Source organism: Curvibacter sp. CHRR-16 (assembly GCF_018474005.1).
GTDB lineage: Bacteria > Pseudomonadota > Gammaproteobacteria > Burkholderiales > Burkholderiaceae_C > Allorhodoferax.
This window is the reverse complement of record NZ_JAHCSH010000001.1, coordinates 25,500-40,913: the sequence shown is the minus strand read 5'-3', so window position 1 is coordinate 40,913 and position 15,414 is coordinate 25,500. Positions and strand designations below refer to the sequence as shown.

At 59.0% G+C, this 15,414-nt stretch carries 11 protein-coding genes; 6 read left to right on the top strand and 5 right to left on the bottom strand.

Going from position 1 to position 15,414, the window contains the following annotated elements; all coding sequences use genetic code 11:
* The first annotated feature begins 79 nt into the window (after positions 1-79).
* On the top strand, positions 80-1,105 hold the full coding sequence (locus KIK84_RS00210; RefSeq protein WP_214120976.1) for a TraB/GumN family protein: 1,026 nt from the start codon (positions 80-82) through the stop codon (positions 1,103-1,105).
* 5 nt (positions 1,106-1,110) lie between these two features.
* A complete protein-coding gene (locus KIK84_RS00205) occupies positions 1,111-2,169 on the top strand; it encodes a TraB/GumN family protein (protein ID WP_214120975.1) in 1,059 nt (352 codons plus the stop codon).
* A 24-nt stretch (positions 2,170-2,193) separates the two neighbouring features.
* Here KIK84_RS00205 and KIK84_RS00200 read toward each other — a convergent pair whose 3' ends face one another.
* Positions 2,194-5,745: a UvrD-helicase domain-containing protein gene (locus KIK84_RS00200; RefSeq protein ID WP_214120974.1), complete on the bottom strand. Its 3,552-nt coding sequence runs from the start codon at positions 5,743-5,745 to the stop codon at positions 2,194-2,196.
* The gene (locus tag KIK84_RS16870; RefSeq protein ID WP_214120973.1) at positions 5,742-8,657 is read right to left on the bottom strand and encodes a PD-(D/E)XK nuclease family protein; all 2,916 of its coding nucleotides are present in this window, start codon (positions 8,655-8,657) and stop codon (positions 5,742-5,744) included. Before KIK84_RS16870 ends, KIK84_RS00200 begins: the two co-directional genes overlap by 4 nt.
* A 47-nt stretch (positions 8,658-8,704) precedes the next feature.
* On the opposite strand from KIK84_RS16870, the gene trxA reads away from it, so the two are divergent.
* The 4 genes from trxA (at position 8,705) to KIK84_RS00175 (ending at position 12,631) form a co-directional block, all read left to right on the top strand.
* A complete protein-coding gene (trxA, locus tag KIK84_RS00190; protein WP_214120972.1) occupies positions 8,705-9,040 on the top strand; it encodes a thioredoxin TrxA in 336 nt (111 codons plus the stop codon).
* Positions 9,041-9,254: 214 nt separating this feature from the next.
* Positions 9,255-10,517 (top strand): transcription termination factor Rho, encoded by a 1,263-nt coding sequence (gene rho, locus KIK84_RS00185; protein WP_214120971.1) that lies wholly within the window; start codon positions 9,255-9,257, stop codon positions 10,515-10,517.
* Positions 10,518-10,591: 74 nt separating this feature from the next.
* Positions 10,592-10,846, top strand: a complete 255-nt coding sequence (locus KIK84_RS00180; RefSeq protein ID WP_214120969.1) for a type B 50S ribosomal protein L31 — start codon at positions 10,592-10,594, stop codon at positions 10,844-10,846.
* A gap of 99 nt (positions 10,847-10,945) precedes the next feature.
* Positions 10,946-12,631, top strand: a complete 1,686-nt coding sequence (locus KIK84_RS00175; RefSeq protein WP_214120967.1) for a hypothetical protein — start codon at positions 10,946-10,948, stop codon at positions 12,629-12,631.
* Here the strand turns inward: KIK84_RS00175 and phoR are convergent.
* From phoR to phoU, 3 genes are read right to left on the bottom strand one after another with little or no spacing between them, the layout of a single operon-like run.
* The gene (gene phoR, locus KIK84_RS00170) at positions 12,611-14,002 is read right to left on the bottom strand and encodes a phosphate regulon sensor histidine kinase PhoR (RefSeq protein ID WP_214120965.1); all 1,392 of its coding nucleotides are present in this window, start codon (positions 14,000-14,002) and stop codon (positions 12,611-12,613) included. The genes KIK84_RS00175 and phoR overlap by 21 nt on opposite strands.
* Positions 13,999-14,715 carry a phosphate regulon transcriptional regulator PhoB gene (gene phoB / locus KIK84_RS00165; protein WP_214120963.1) on the bottom strand — a complete coding sequence of 239 codons (717 nt, stop codon included), beginning with the start codon at positions 14,713-14,715 and terminating at the stop codon, positions 13,999-14,001. Before phoB ends, phoR begins: the two co-directional genes overlap by 4 nt.
* A complete protein-coding gene (phoU, locus tag KIK84_RS00160; RefSeq protein ID WP_214120961.1) occupies positions 14,712-15,413 on the bottom strand; it encodes a phosphate signaling complex protein PhoU in 702 nt (233 codons plus the stop codon). Before phoU ends, phoB begins: the two co-directional genes overlap by 4 nt.
* Position 15,414 lies beyond the last annotated feature (1 nt).

The window sequence follows — 15,414 nt, the reverse complement described above, 5'->3', positions numbered from 1 at the left end:
GAAAACCCACTCACGTCAAAGACGGTTTCCACCACCTTTATGCGTAAACTTTAAAAGTTAAATCAACGAGTCTCTTAGTATGAAAATTTCACAAAAAATACGTTGCTGCGCCAGTGCCTTGCTTGTAATTGTCGCGTTGAACAGCCATGCGAACAGCACCAACCAGGAAGCGATATCGCACTATCTACAACAAAACCAGCTCACCCCTATTCAAAAAGGAGGCTTACTCTACAAAGCCATCAAAGGGGATAAGTCACTCTATATTTTTGGAGCCAATGCATTGGCTCCAGTGAACAAAGATGAAATACCTTTCACGGAGAAAGTACTCAACGCCATTGGGAGTAGCGACTACTACGCCAGCGAGAATGGTGATTACTTTACCAAGGGTCTCAATGCCCTTGACATGATAAGACTACAAAAAATTTTTGAAAACAAAAAAGACAACGATTATTTGATAAATTTTGATGAAATAACACAAATACAACTCATCAGCTTTTCAGTATTTATCAAAAAGGAATTATTGCCACTATTAAAAGACATTTATAACAGCGAGAATGAAGAAAAACTTAAAAAAAATGTATTGCAACACAATGCAATTTACTGGCTTGTACTAGACCTCAATGCAAAGTGCATTGTAAAATATCCGCCAAAAATCGCAAAAAGCACTGACTCATCATTGCTAGAAATTGGCAAATACACCAATAAAAAAACAACAGCCATTCTGCACCCTGTTGATGAAATACAAAAAATAAACTCTTCGCTCGATGAAAAAAACACCATTGCAGCATTGACTGAAAAATTACACATGGACTTGGACAAAAATTACAAAATCCAAGTTGACTGCAACGAATGGATTGATGGGGATGAAGCAAGCATAGATGTGCACAGCAAATCATTGACAAACCACAGCAACGAAAGTTTAAAAAAATACTATCAATTATCCATTCACAACAGAAACAAAACTTTTTTTGAAAAAATTCAAACCATTTCAAATTCCAATGACGGAACAGGATTTTTCTCTATCCCAAGCATTCACCTCTTTGGTGATTTAGGCATTCTTCAGCTATTGAAAGATAATCAGTATTCCATCGAGAAAATTCAGTAAAAGTCATGCACACCAATCAACACACAGTCCAGAATCATTTTCATTGGCATTTGTGGATGGGGGCGTTACTGGCATTTTTTCTTTTGTGCACGAACAGTTTTGCTCAGAACGACAAAGAAAAAGCGATAGCAAGCTACCTGCAGTCGAATAAGTTAGAACTGCCGCAGCGTGGAGGACAATTGTACAAAGCCACACTGAATGGGCAATCCTTATATTTATTTGGCCTCACGCATACGGTGACAGTGGATGAAAATAAATCACCATTCACCCGAGAAGTTTTAAGTGCCGTAGCAGATAGCAATTTTTACTATTCTGAAAATGGAATGATAGATTACACTGGCCGAAATTTCACTGATACATTGAGATTTCAAAAATTAATCAAAAACAGCCAAAAAAACTATACGGACACTTTCTCAGAAGAAGAAAAATTCATCTTCGCCATCAATATCGCCATACACAGACCCAAGGAATCTCCATCTATAAACGAAATATTGCACAACAACAAAACTAACGAAGCCATCGCAATAGGGGAAAAATACAATCCTGTATATTGGCTAACGACCCTATACGACCTTCAATGCATCTCAATTTCACAATCAAATATCGAAAGCAAAAAAATCAAAAAAAGAACTGAAGTCGAACTGATAAAAATATTAAAATCATTCAATACCGACATTCATGCATTAGAAGACAAAACAGAGTTTATTCAAAAAACCAACAAAGAAACTCCATTCAAAACACTGGCGGCTGCTTTACAGGAAAGCATTCAAATGCAACTCAGTGAGCAATCCGATTGTTTAGAAATTTGGGAAAGCACCGATGAAAATGAATTAAATAAATATTTATCAGATCGCTTTTTCAACAAAAAATACAATAACTACAACATCTTCAGCTCTCAACTTCTTACCCAAAGAAACTTGGATTTCGCAGAAAAAATAAATAATCCTCCAGCGGATAAGATAGGCGTAGGTTTTTACGCTGTCGGTTCTGGACACCTATTTGGTGAGCAGGGGCTTATAAAGCTCCTGCAAGCCAAGGGATATAAGCTGGAAAAGTTGCAATAAGCATTGGCCGTATCAACACGGCACTCAGGCTGGCAACTCCACCACCTCCCCCACTGGCGTGAGGAAAGCCGCGTGCACCACCGCGCTGGGGTGCAGGGCGGCGATGGCTTGGCGGTAGGTCTGTAGCTGCGCGCACAGCGCCGAGTCGTCCAGCGGGTTGGCGGTGGACTTGTAGTCCAGCACCCACCACGGGCCTTGCTGGGTGCGCACCAGCCTGTCCAGGTAGCGCATGCCGCCGCCCGCACTGCTCAGGGCCTGCTGGGGCAAGCCCACGGGCACTTCATTGGCGCTCCAGGCAATGTGCTGGCTGTCCCACGCCCACGCGCCCTGTCCGCTGGCGATGCGGCTGGCACGCTGCAGGGCCAACTGCAGGGCTTCGGGTTCTAGCTGGTAGCAAAGGGCCAACTGCTGCCAACGCGCAGCCCCCCACTGGCTGGGCGGCTGCTGGGCCAAGGCTGAAGCAGACCAGCCGCCTGCCCGCACAGGCAACCACTGCAGCAAGCGGTGCATGGCTTGGCCTATGCGGGATTCGAGCGATTCGAGCGATTCGAGCGCATCGTCCTCGGTGGGATTTGCTATCAAATTAATAGCTGCTCCAGCTTTATCCATGCGCTGTAGAGCCGTTTTTTCTGGGTAAAACCCACGCAGACTGATAAGGCCCTGGGGAGAAACAGGCAAGGCATCGGCAGCCTGCGGGTCTGCGTCATCTGCGGCATTTGCAATGTCCGCTGGCGCTGCAGCTTGCCCAGCCTCTGGCAGCAAGCCCTGTGCGCCGGGGGCTTGCTCGGTATGGGGCAGCAGGCGCTGCCACCAACTGGTGCTGCTACCACGGTGCGGCTGCACGCTGGAGATGACCAGCGCGTGCTCGGCCCGCGTCAGCGCCACGTACAGGGTGTTGAGTTCTTCGCGGGCGCGCTCGGCTTGCTCGCGCTCCAAGGCGGCAACCACGTCCAGCGGCGGGCGCGATTCGCTGGCGACAAAGGCAAAGCGCTCGGGCACTGGGCTTTGGGCGGGCCAGTCCACCAGCACGCCCATGCTGTCGGCTTTTTGGGCTTCGCTGTCGGTGTCGAGCATCAGCACCAGCGGGGCTTCCAGCCCCTTGGCACCGTGGATGGTGAGCAACTGCACGGCGCTGGGATAGCCATCGGCCCCCATGGCCGCCACGCGGCGCGGTGCGTCCACCAAACCAGCGCGCAAGGCGCGCACCAGCTGGTAGGTGGTGAGAAAGCGTGCGCCTTCCAGCTGCAAAGCGGCGTGCAGCACGGCGCGCACATGCACGGCCACGCGCTCGCGCAGCGCGCTGGGGCTGGCCGCCACCATGCGGGCCAGCACATCGCCGTCGTCGTACATGCGGTGGAGGGCATCGTGCGGCGGCAAGCTGCGCAACCAGTCTTGCCAGCGCTGCAGTTTGGTGGCCGCCTCTTGCAAAGCGGCAGACAAGGGTTGGGGCGCATCACCACGGTCAGGGGCCACACTGGCCAGCAGCACCTCCAGCCACGCTGGGCTGCCCCCTTGTTGGCGTGCGGCGGCCACGGCCACAGCGAGCTGCACCAGATCGTCATCGCTGCAACCCAGCAGTGGGGACTTGAGCGCGCGCGCCAGCGACAAATCGTGCCGGGGCGAGATGAGTGCATCGAGCAGCGCCACCACGTCTTGCACCTCGGCAAAGCTGCCCAGGTCGGCGTTTTCAGGCTGTTCGGCGGGCAAGCCCAGCGCGGCCAGTTCTTGTTCCATCAGGCTCAGACGTTCGCGTTTGCGCGAGAGCACCATCACACTGCCGGGGCTGTGGCCCGTGCTGCGCAGGTAGTGCTGCAGCCAGCGGGCGGCTTGGCGGCACTCCAGCGTTTTGCGGGTTTCTTCGGGCGTGTGGCGGGCTTGCGTGAGGCTGTCGCGCCACTGCAGGGCCAAGCCATTGGCACCATCGCCGCCCTCGTCTGCGTCCGCTTCTGGGCTGTCAGCATCCCCTGCCCCTTTGGCAGGCCGCTCCAGCCTGGGCAGGTGCCACAGCTGCCCCACCGCTTGCGACGCGGTGGTGTGCGCCCGGTAGCCTTGGTAAGCGCCCTGCTCTTGCGCAGCCAGCATGGTGGCGTTGACCACGGCCAGCACAGCCGGGGCGTTGCGCCGGGTGTGGTCGCAGCTCAGGTGGTCGCCCCCCAGCGCTTGGCGCACAAAGGCTTGCGCCGCCACAAACACCTGCGGCTCGGCGCGGCGGAAGCGGTAAATGCTTTGCTTGGGGTCGCCCACGATGAACACGCTGGGCGCGTGGCCCGCGCCGCCATAGGACTCCAACCAGCGCGAGAGGATTTGCCACTGCAGCGGGTTGGTGTCCTGAAACTCGTCGATGAACAGATGCCGCACCTGCGCATCCAGCCGCTCTTGCACCCAAGCGCCCAGCACCGGGTCGCCCATGAGGGTGAGTGCAGCCAGCTCCAAGTCACCCATGTCCACCCAGCCCTGCTCGCGCTTCACAGCGGCAAAGTCTTGCAGCAGCAAGCGGGTCAGGCGCGTCAGGCGCTGCTGGTGCTGCCAGCAGGCGTGGTGCTGGCGCGCTTGCTCGCAGCGCTGCAGCAGCTCTTGCACCAGCAACACGCTGCTCAGGTCGGCGTTTTTCTCGCTCAGTTTGCGGGGTGAGCCTGTGCCGGTCATCAGCGCATCCCACACGCTGTCTTTGCCAGTCCAGCGTTGATCAGTCAGGGCTTTTTCCAGCGCGCTGGCGGCTTTCACACAGGTCTTGCCACTGCACGCGCCCAAGGCCTTGGCAGCAGCCCATAGCTGCTCTTGCACCACGGCTTGCTGCAGGCGCTGCACTGGGTCGTCAAAGCCCGCAAAGTCGGGCATGGCCTGTGCCAAGGGGGCGACGGATTCCAGCACGCGCCCCGCTTGGTCGGCCAGCGCGAACTCGGTGCGCTTGGCAAGGGCCGCTTCCAGCGCTTTGTGGGTTTGGTGGCGGCCGTGTTCGGCCACGCTGGCCAAATAGTCTTGCAGCGGCGCGGACTCGCCGGGCAGGTGTTCGTTGGCCTGCAGCCGCTCCAAAAAGCGCCGCCACACCAGCGCCACGGCTTGGCTGTCGTCTTCCAGCAGCTCGTAGGGCGTGGGCAGCTTGAGCGCTTGCAGCACGGCCAGCGGCGCACTGCCCAGCAAAGCGGCAAACCAGCTGTGGAAAGTGCGTATCTGCGGCTGGCGCCCTTGCTGCAGCAAGTGGGCTTGCAGGCCGCGTGCTGCTTGCAGTTGGGCGGTGCTGGGCTGGGCTATGCCGCGCAACTGCAGTTGCACGCGCAGCGCATCGTCGTCCAAGCTGGCCCACTGGGTGAGCCACTCTTGCAAGCGCTGGCGCATTTCGCCAGCGGCCTTTTTGGTGAAGGTGATGGCCAGTATGTCTTGCGGCCGCGCACCGTCCAGCAGCGCGCGCAGCATGCGCGAGACCAGCATCCACGTTTTGCCCGCGCCCGCGCAGGCCTCCACCGTCACGCTGCGGCGCGGGTCACAGGCCACGGCATAAAAGCGCTCGGACGCCACACGCTGCCCGTTGTGTTCATAGGCCAACGCGGGGGAATGGTTCACCGGGGCTTGGCTCATGCCGGGCTCCAAAAGTCTTTGCGGCACAGGCCGCGCACGCGGCACACCTCGCAGGCACTGCCCTCGCCCAGCGCGGGCATAGGGTGGCCTGCGGCGATGCGGCCCAAGTCGCTGGCGATACCGGCCAGCAGGGCTTGGTAAGCCGCTTGCAGCGCGGGTTGTTCGTGCAGCTTGACGCCTTCGCGCTCGTTCAGGTTGAGGTAACCAGCGCGGGGGGGTGTATCGCTGGGGTGGACGGTGGCGGGCGTATGCAGGGCGGCGTAAAACGGCAGCTGGGTGTCTTCCAGCGGGTCTTTCACGCGGTCACGGGTTTTCTGCGGGGCCTCGGTTTTGTAGTCCAGCAGCAGATAGCCCCCGCGGCTGTCTTGGTCCACGCGGTCCAGGCGGCCTATGAGGTGGACCGACAGAGTGGACGCGGATGCTGGCGCTGGTACGTCGACCTGCAACTGGCGGCGCTGGTCCAGCTCGCCTTGCAGGTACACATGGTCTTGTTGGTGCGGCAGCCACCAGTCCAGATAGGCCTCGCGCAGCAGCGGCCAGCCCGCCCGGTAGGGCAAAAACTCGGCCGCGCTCCATTGCTGGCCTTGCAACTCGGCTTCGCAAGCAGCGTCTAGCAGAGCGCACAGGTGGTCGCGATCCGCCGCGCTGTACACCTTGGGGGCGTGTGGGGCGGCGTCGCCCAAACCACCCTGTAAGCCATCTCGTAAGCCATCGTGAAAGCGTTGCAGCACGGCGTGCAGCCACTGGCCGTAGTCGCGCTTGCCCACTTCGCCATCGAGCTCTTCCAGCTCCTGCAAGCCCAACTGGCGCTGGGCAAAGTAGCGGTAGGGGCAGGTGCGCAGGTCGTCATAGGCGCTGGCCGACAGACTCCACTCGGCGCGCTGCAGCAGGGCTTGTCCGCTGGGCTGCGGGCTTGCCACAGGCGTGGGCTGCAGCCAGCGTTGTTGCAGGCCATCGTCAGTCTCGGCATGGGCGGCATAGGCGGCCCACTGCGGCAAGCCTTGCACCAGCGGGCTGGCTTGCAGGGATTCGCCAGATTCTTCGGCGCTGCGCCAGAGCACGTCGCACACAGGGCCGAGCAAGGCGTTTTGCCACGACTGGGCCAACTGCACCTGCAACTGCTCACGCGAGGGCAGGCCCAGCGCCGCGCGCTGGCTGCGGGTAAAGCCACCGGGCACGTCGGGCGATGGATTCAGGCGCACGGCATCGCAACCACTGAGCACCACCGCCGCAAACGGGCGGCCCAGCAACTGGCTCATGGGCAATATGGCCACTTGCTCTTGCAGGGGGTATGGCGGCTGGTAGCTGGCACCTTCCAACGCTTGGTTGACCCAGCGCTGGAAGTCGTGGGCCTCCAGCGTGCGCTGCGCCCACAGGGCTTGCTGCAGCAGGCTAGTCCATGCGTGCGGCTCTTCTGGCTGCAGGCGCAGCACGGCCAGCACCTGCGTGCCCACCGGGTCTTGCTGCAAGGCGTCCCACAGACCACAGGCTTGCAAGGCTTGCTGCAGCAGGCCTAGCCACTGCGCCAGCGTGTGGCGGCCTGCCAACCCTTCGCGCACCGACTGGATGGACTGCCACACGGCATAGGCCTGCTGGGCTTTGGCAGCGCCCGTGGGCTGGGCCACTGCTGCGGCGAGCAAACGCTGCGCTTGGTGCCACTGGCGCACGCGCTGGCGGCGCAGCCACGTTTCTAGCGTGTTCACGTCCAACTCGGCACTGCGCCACAGCGGGGCCAGCTTGGCAAAGTTGAGCACATCGTCGCTGCTGGCGCTCCAGTGGGCGGCGCGCAGCAGCGCCATGAGGCAAGCCGCCGCATGGCTGGTGGAAAGCTTCCAGCCGTTTTCGTCGCGCATCTGCACGCCTGCGGCTTCGAGCAAGCAACGCACGCGGCGCGTCAGTGACCGGTCGGTGCTGACCCACGCCACCGGGTAGCGGTCAGCAGCAATGTGTTGCAGCAGGCACGCCGCCGTGCGCTGCGCTTCGTCTTCGGTACTGCTGCAGGCGTGCAGACGGATCTCAGCATGGCGCTGCAAGGTGGCAGGGACGGAGCTGAACAGGTCATCCTGCGCCGTCTGGGCGTTGGGGGCCAGCAAAGGCAGCAACACCGAGCAACCGGGGCGCACGCGGTTGCAATGCTGGTGCAAGGCTTGGGCCAAGGGGTCGGGGGCAATGCCTTGCACCCAGACCACGGCATCCCACTCGGCCAGCCAGTCAGCGTCCCACAAGCAATCGGTGGCATAGCCCGAAAGCGCCGCCCACTCCACCGCCAAGTGGGCCACGGCCAATTCCCAGCGCAGGTGGGGCGAGTCCATCAACTCCACCACCTTGACCGACTGGCGGGCCTGCTGCGCCCAGGCGGCGCGCCCCTCGGGGCCGGCAGCAGCGGCCAAGGGTGCCAACTGCTGCACGGCCTGCACCAAGGCGCTGGCCATGTGCTCGTCACCGGGCAGCTGGGCGCGGGCCAGCAGGGCTTGGGCACTCAGGTGATCGAGTGCGGCATCAAAGCGGATGTCCAGCACCGATCCATCCACGCGCGCCAAACCTTGGCTCTGTATCCAGTTGGAGGTGGTTTCAAACCGAGGGCAAAACACAGCCTCACTGGCCGCTCCTGCCGCGCTGCTGGCCGTTTGCAGCCACAAGCGTTGGGCCAGTGGCAATAGCTGGGCAAAGGGCAATAGCACCACAGTTTTGGCCGGGTGGGCTTGCAAAACCTGCAAGGTGTGGCTCAAGCGCGCGAGCAACCCGGTTTGGGGCGCCACCCAGACTTGCACGACCGGGTGGCTGTGCGGGTAAGCAAATGCGCGTTGCCGTGCTGGGGGACGGCCCGCAGCCCCGGGGCTGCTCGGGTCATGCATATTGGCTATAACGCTGATAGGTGTTTCCGTCAGAGGGGAAGGCTTGCTTTCTGTCACAATGCCACCACTTTACCTGCATAGACAATCCCCGCAAGGAAACTTTCATGGCCAGCGAACTCATCAAACACGTCACCGATACCTCCTTCGAAACTGACGTCTTGAAACATCCCCACGCGGTGTTGGTGGACTACTGGGCTGAATGGTGCGGCCCCTGCCGCATGATCGCCCCCATCTTGGACGAATTAGCGCCTGTCTACGACGGCAAGCTGCAAATCGCCAAGATGAACGTGGACGAAAACCGCGACATTCCCGCCAAGTTTGGCATCCGTGGCATCCCCACGCTGATGCTGTTCCAAGACGGGCAACTCAAGGCCACCAAAGTGGGGGCTTTGAGCAAGGCGCAATTGACTGCATTCATCGATCAAGCACTGACTGCCTGATCTAGCGCAACCGACAGCGCGCACGGGGCTTGACGTGCTGTCGGTTTTTGCTGTCATAATCGCGCCCTGCAAGTACAAAGAGACGCCTGCCCTATAAGCGGCACCCCATAGCGATAACGCCCTTGCAGCGTTGTCCACACAACCCCCAAATTACTTTCATACCAGCGGCACTCTGCCGTGATTTGGTCATAACCCGAGCGGGAACATTGCCACCATGCACCTGAACGAACTCAAGGCACTGCACGTGTCTGAATTGCTCAAGCAAGCTGAAGAACTAGAAATCGAAAACACCGGCCGCATGCGCAAGCAGGAGCTGATGTTTGCCATCATCAAAAAGCGCGCCCGTACCGGCGAGCAAATCATTGCCGATGGCGTGCTGGAAATCCTGCCCGATGGTTTTGGCTTCTTGCGCAGCCCCGACACCAGCTTCACGGCCAGCACCGACGACATCTACATCAGCCCCAGCCAAGTGCGCCGCTTCAATTTGCACACGGGTGACATGATCGAAGGCGAAGTGCGCACCCCCAAAGACGGCGAGCGCTACTTTGCCCTGAATAAGCTGGACAAGGTCAACGGTGGCCCACCAGAAGGCAACAAGCACAAGGTGATGTTCGAAAACTTGACGCCCCTGTTCCCCAAAGAACAGATGCGTTTGGAGCGCGAGATCCGCGGTGAAGAAAATATCACCAGCCGCATCATCGACCTGATCGCCCCCATCGGCAAAGGCCAACGCGCCCTGCTGGTCGCTCCACCCAAGAGCGGCAAGACCATGCTGATGCAGCACATCGCCCACGCGATTTCCGCCAACTACCCCGACAGCCACATGATGGTGTTGCTGGTGGACGAGCGCCCCGAAGAAGTGACCGAAATGCAGCGCACCGTCAACGCCGAGGTGATTGCATCCACCTTTGACGAACCCGCCGCCCGCCACGTGCACGTCGCCGAGATGGTGATCGAGCGCGCCAAGCGCTTGGTCGAGCTGAAAAAAGACGTGGTCATCCTGCTGGACTCGATCACCCGCTTGGCCCGTGCTTACAACAACGTGGTGCCCTCCTCCGGCAAAGTGCTGACCGGTGGTGTGGATGCCAACGCCCTGCAGCGCCCCAAGCGCTTCTTGGGCGCGGCGCGCAATGTGGAAGAAGGCGGTTCGCTGACCATCATCGCCACCGCACTGGTGGACACCGGCAGCCGCATGGACGAAGTGATCTTTGAAGAATTCAAAGGCACCGGCAACTGCGAAATCCACTTGGACCGCCGCTTGTACGAAAAGCGTGTGTTCCCCGCTATCCAGCTCAACCGCTCAGGCACGCGCCGGGAAGAGTTGCTGCTGCAACCCGAAATTCTGCAAAAGACCCGCATCCTGCGCCAGTTCCTCTACAACATGGACGAAATCGAATCCATGGAGATGGTGCTCAAGCAAATGAAGGCCACGAAGAACAACAACGAATTCTTCGACATGATGCGCCGTGGTGGCTAAGTTATAATCGACTGTTTTTCGCGGCAAGTACGCCAGATGGGCTGGCGCGGCTGTTGCAACTGATGGAGTAAACAATGAAAGAAGGCATTCACCCTAACTACCGCGAAGTGTTGTTCGTGGATCTGTCCAACGGCTTCAAGTTCGTGACCCGTTCTTGTGTGAACACCAAGGAAACCGACACCTTCAACGGTAAGGAATATCCCTTGTTCAAACTGGATACTTCCAGCGAATCCCACCCCTTCTACACAGGCACCCAAAAGTCCGTGGACAACATGGGTGGCCGCGTGGAAAAATTCCGCAACAAGTTCGGCAAGGTTCTGGTCAAGTAAGAATCGCACGCAAAGCCCATGGCTTTGTGACCAAGCAGCCCGGTTCGCCGTGCTGCTTTTTTTTCGACATCAAGAACCCCACAACCACACCGCTGCACAGTGAAACAACCCAATCCCGCCATCGTTGCCCAAGCCGCCGTTCGTCGCCTGCCACGCTGGGCATTGTGGGGCTTGACCTTGGTGTACGCCTTGGCAGGCTTTTGGGGCCGCGATCCTTGGCGCAGTGCCGACATGACCACGCTCGGTGTGATTCAAGCCCTGATACAGCGCCACAGCGACTGGTGGCACCCCGCACTGCCAGGAGCTGCCATCGACAACGCCGTGCTGTTGCCATACTGGGTGGGTGCTTGGTTCTTGCAGCACACCCCTGTGGGCTGGGATCTGGCTGGCTTTGTGCGTCTGCCTTTCATCGTGCTCTTGGGCTTGGCTTTCGCATGCACATGGTACGGATGCTATTACCTGGCGCGCCACCCACAAGCCCAACCCGTGGCCTTTGCCTTTGGCGGCGAAGCCAAACCCAACGACTTTGCCCGAGCCTTGGCCGATGGGGCTTTGCTGGCACTCATGGCATCCTTGGGTTTGGCCCAGATTGGGCATGAAACCACCCCTGCGCTGTTCCAACTGGGGGGCGTAAGCCTGCTGTTTTATGGGTTGAGCAGTCGCCCCTATCACCCGGTAGTGGCCCACACAGCCTTGGCTGTGGGCAGTGCCGTGCTAGCCCTATCGGGAGCACCGCTGATGGCAGTGGCCTACCTAGCTGCAGAACTGGTGATACCGCGCCACTTGCCTACTGAAGAATGGCCACACCGCCACGTGCGACGCTGGGGTGTACTGCCGTACGTGGCCATGGTTTTGCTGCTGAGTACGGCGCTGGATTTGTGGCGCTGGCGCATGGAAGCCCCCAATCTGCATTGGGGCGGTATCAGTGGAACAGCCCAACTGCTGGTGTGGTTCACATGGCCAGCATGGCCCTTGGCACTGTGGGGCGTGTGGCGCTGGCGCAAGCACGTGCTCAGCCGTGAATTCCCCCGCCACATGGCGCTGCCACTGTGGTTTGTGGTGGTATCCGTGCTGTGCATGCTGTTCAACCCCGACCCAGACCGCACCCTATTCTTGGCATTGCCCAGCATGGCTGCCTTGGCCGCATTTGCGCTGCCCACGCTCAAGCGGCAAGTCAGTGCACTGGTGGACTGGTTCACCTTGGTGTTTTTTTCGGCTTGTGGCTTCACCATTTGGGTGGTGTGGCTGGCATTGCAAACCGGTTTCCCTGCCCAACCTGCAGCCAACGTAGCACGTCTGGCACCGGGTTTTGAACACCGCTTTCTGATACCAGCGTTGATAGTGGCCATACTGGCTACGCTGGCGTGGGTGTACTTGGTGCAATGGCGGGTGGGTCGCCACCGTGCGGCCATTTGGAAAAGCTTGGTGTTGCCAGCCACTGGGGCGGTGCTGTGCTGGACGCTGCTGATGAGTTTATGGCTGCCACTGCTGGACTATGCACAAAGCTACCGGGTATGGGCACAACGCATCGTGATTGCGGCAAGCAGCCCATTGACCTGCCTGCGCACCCAAGGCTTGGATGCAGCCCACAGCGCTGCCCTGCATTGGTACATGCCCGAGGTCATGAGCCGCGGCGAGAGCCAATGCAATTGGCTGCTGGTGGAAGCTGAACCCGGCGCTCCCTCGCCACGGGGCATAGACTGGGATCAATGGCGAGTGCGCCAACTGGTGCAGCACCCTGTAGGCAATGCCGACGATGTATGGCTACTGGAGCGCCGCCGCTGAGGTGGTGCGCAAATCGGAAAAGTCCGAACTGGGTGGCAAGGGGTTGCGTACCCGCTGCGCTGGAAACAGCAAGCTAAAGACCGAACCTTGCCCCACCACACTGTCGATTCGCAGCTCTGCCCCGTGCCGCTGCGCCACGTGCTTGACAATGGCCAAGCCCAAACCAGTACCACCAGAATCACGCGAGCGGCTACGATCAACACGGTAAAAGCGCTCGGTCAAGCGCGGAATATGCTCGGGCGCAATACCTGGGCCTTCGTCTTGCACGCACAGCAAGCCACTGCCGTCATCCAGACGTTGCCAGCGCACGGTAATGGTTTTTTCCACCGGGGTGTAACGCACGGCGTTGCCAATCAGGTTGTAAATCGCACTGTGCAGCTCGCTCTCCACGCCTGCCAGTTCAGTCGCAGGGCCGCAATCAAACACCAAGGGATGGGGCTTGCCCCAGAGCACGCGGCCCAATTCGGCCGCTTCTTGTTCGCACAGTTGCAACACGGCATCCACACGCATCCATTGCTGCATACCGGGCACGGGGCTGCCTTCTAAGCGTGAAAGCACCAGCAAATCACTCACCAAGGTTTGCATACGCTGGGCCTGCTGGGCCATCAGCCCCAAGTAGTGCTGCTGCTCGTTTGGCTCCAGAGGCAGGCTTTGCAAGGTCTCCACAAAGCCCGACAACACGGTCAATGGAGTGCGTATTTCGTGCGATACATTGGCCACGAAATCGCGCCGCATGGCCTCTGCCTGCTCCAAAGCAGTGATATCGCGCGATAGCAGCAAGCTGCGCCCTTCGCCGTAGGGATGCATGTGCACCGACAAACGCACAGGCTTACTGGGTGTACTGACACGGCCTGTCAACACCACCTCATGATCGAATTCACGGCTGGCGCTGTAGGCGGTGTACACCGGGTCGCGCACCAGATTGACCAAATGCTGCAGCAAATCACGCTGCGGCACCAAACCAAAGTGATTGGCCGCCATTTGGTTAAACCACTCGATACGACCTTGCGCATCAAGCAACACCACGCCATTGGGCGAGGCCTGCATAGCAGCCAGAAAGTCCTGTAGCCGCGCATCGCTGGTTTGCAACTCGCGCTCACGCTCACGCATAAGGCGTCGCACACGGTCACCTGCTTCACCCCATACACCGGCCTGTGCTGGTGGCATATCGAGTGCCCCACGGCGCAACCAGCGCAGCAAGCGCGTGGCCTTCCACACATCCAGCAATAACCACCATACACCGGCCATGACCACGGCCAGCACCATCCACGCCCAGTGACCAGTACCGACCAAGAAATAGACGGTTCCTGCTGCCACCAGTTGCCACAGCAGCAGCGTGAGCAAACGCCCTGCCAAGATGCGCAGGGTCATGATGCGCGAACGCTCACCGCAGCGGTGGGTTGGGCAGTCAAGCGATAACCCGCACCGCGCACGGTTTCCACCAAGGCACCTGCCGCACCCAAGGCCTCGCGCAAACGTTTGACGTGTACATCCACCGTGCGTTCTTCGATATACACGTGGTCGCCCCACACCTTGTCGAGCAATTGGGCTCGGCTGTGCACCCGCTCAGGATGGCCCATGAGGTAGTGCAAGAGCTTGAATTCTGTAGGGCCCAACTTGATAGGCTGCTCGCCAAAGGCCACGCGATGCGTGGACGGATCAAGCTTGAGACCAGCGATGGACAAAGGATCGCCTGCCGTATCGGGGGTGCGGCGGCGCAACACCGCGCGCACGCGTGCGAGCAACTCCTTGGTCGAGAACGGTTTGACCAAGTAATCGTCGGCACCTGCATCCAAACCGGCGACGCGATCAGCCTCATCCCCACGCGCTGTGAGCATGATGATGGGTACATCTTTGGTTCGGCTGTCGGCGCGCCAGCGCTTGGCCAGTGTCAGGCCACTTTCGCCGGGCAACATCCAGTCGAGCAAGATGAGGTCGGGCACATCGTCCTCCACCTCGCGCTCGGCCGTGGCACTGTCCAGCGCCCAGCGGGTTTTGAAACCGTTGTGGCGCAGGTTCACGGCAATCAATTCGGCAATGGCTGATTCGTCCTCGACGATCAGCACAGCAGGCATGGTTCTCATCGGATCAGGGATTCAATCTTGTCCATGGCTTGGTGGCGAATGTCTTCACCCTTGACCACATACACAATGAATTCAGCAATGTTCTTGGAGTGATCGCCAATGCGTTCAATCGCTTTGGCCAAAAACAGCAAGTCCAAGCTGGGCGAAATCAGGCGCGGGTCTTCCATCATGTAGGTAATGAGCTTGCGCACAAAACCATCGAACTCTTGGTCGATCAAATCGTCTTCCTTGAGGATGGTGACCGCTGCATTCACATCCAAGCGGGCAAACGCATCCAACGCTTTGTTGAGCAAGCCCGAGGCCAAATCCGAGGCCACACGCAGTTCCAGCGTGGGCAAGTTGCGCGAATTGCCACTGTCGATGATGGAGCGCACCATGCGGGCAATCTTGGCGGCTTCATCGCCCACACGCTCCAGATTGGCCGTGGTCTTGGAAATGGCCATGAGCAAGCGCAAATCGCGCGCGGTGGGTTGACGGCGACCAATGATGCTGGTCAGGTCTTCGTCAATCTCGATCTCCATCGCGTTGACCTTTTCTTCGCGCGCCATCACTTGACTGGCCAAGTCGCCACTGAAGTGCGACAAGGCCGCAATGGCATCCCGAATTTGCGATTCGACCAAGCCGCCCATCTCCATCAGCAGAGTGGAAACGGTGTTGAGTTCGCTGTCGAACTGGGTAGATAGGTGTTTATCTGGCATT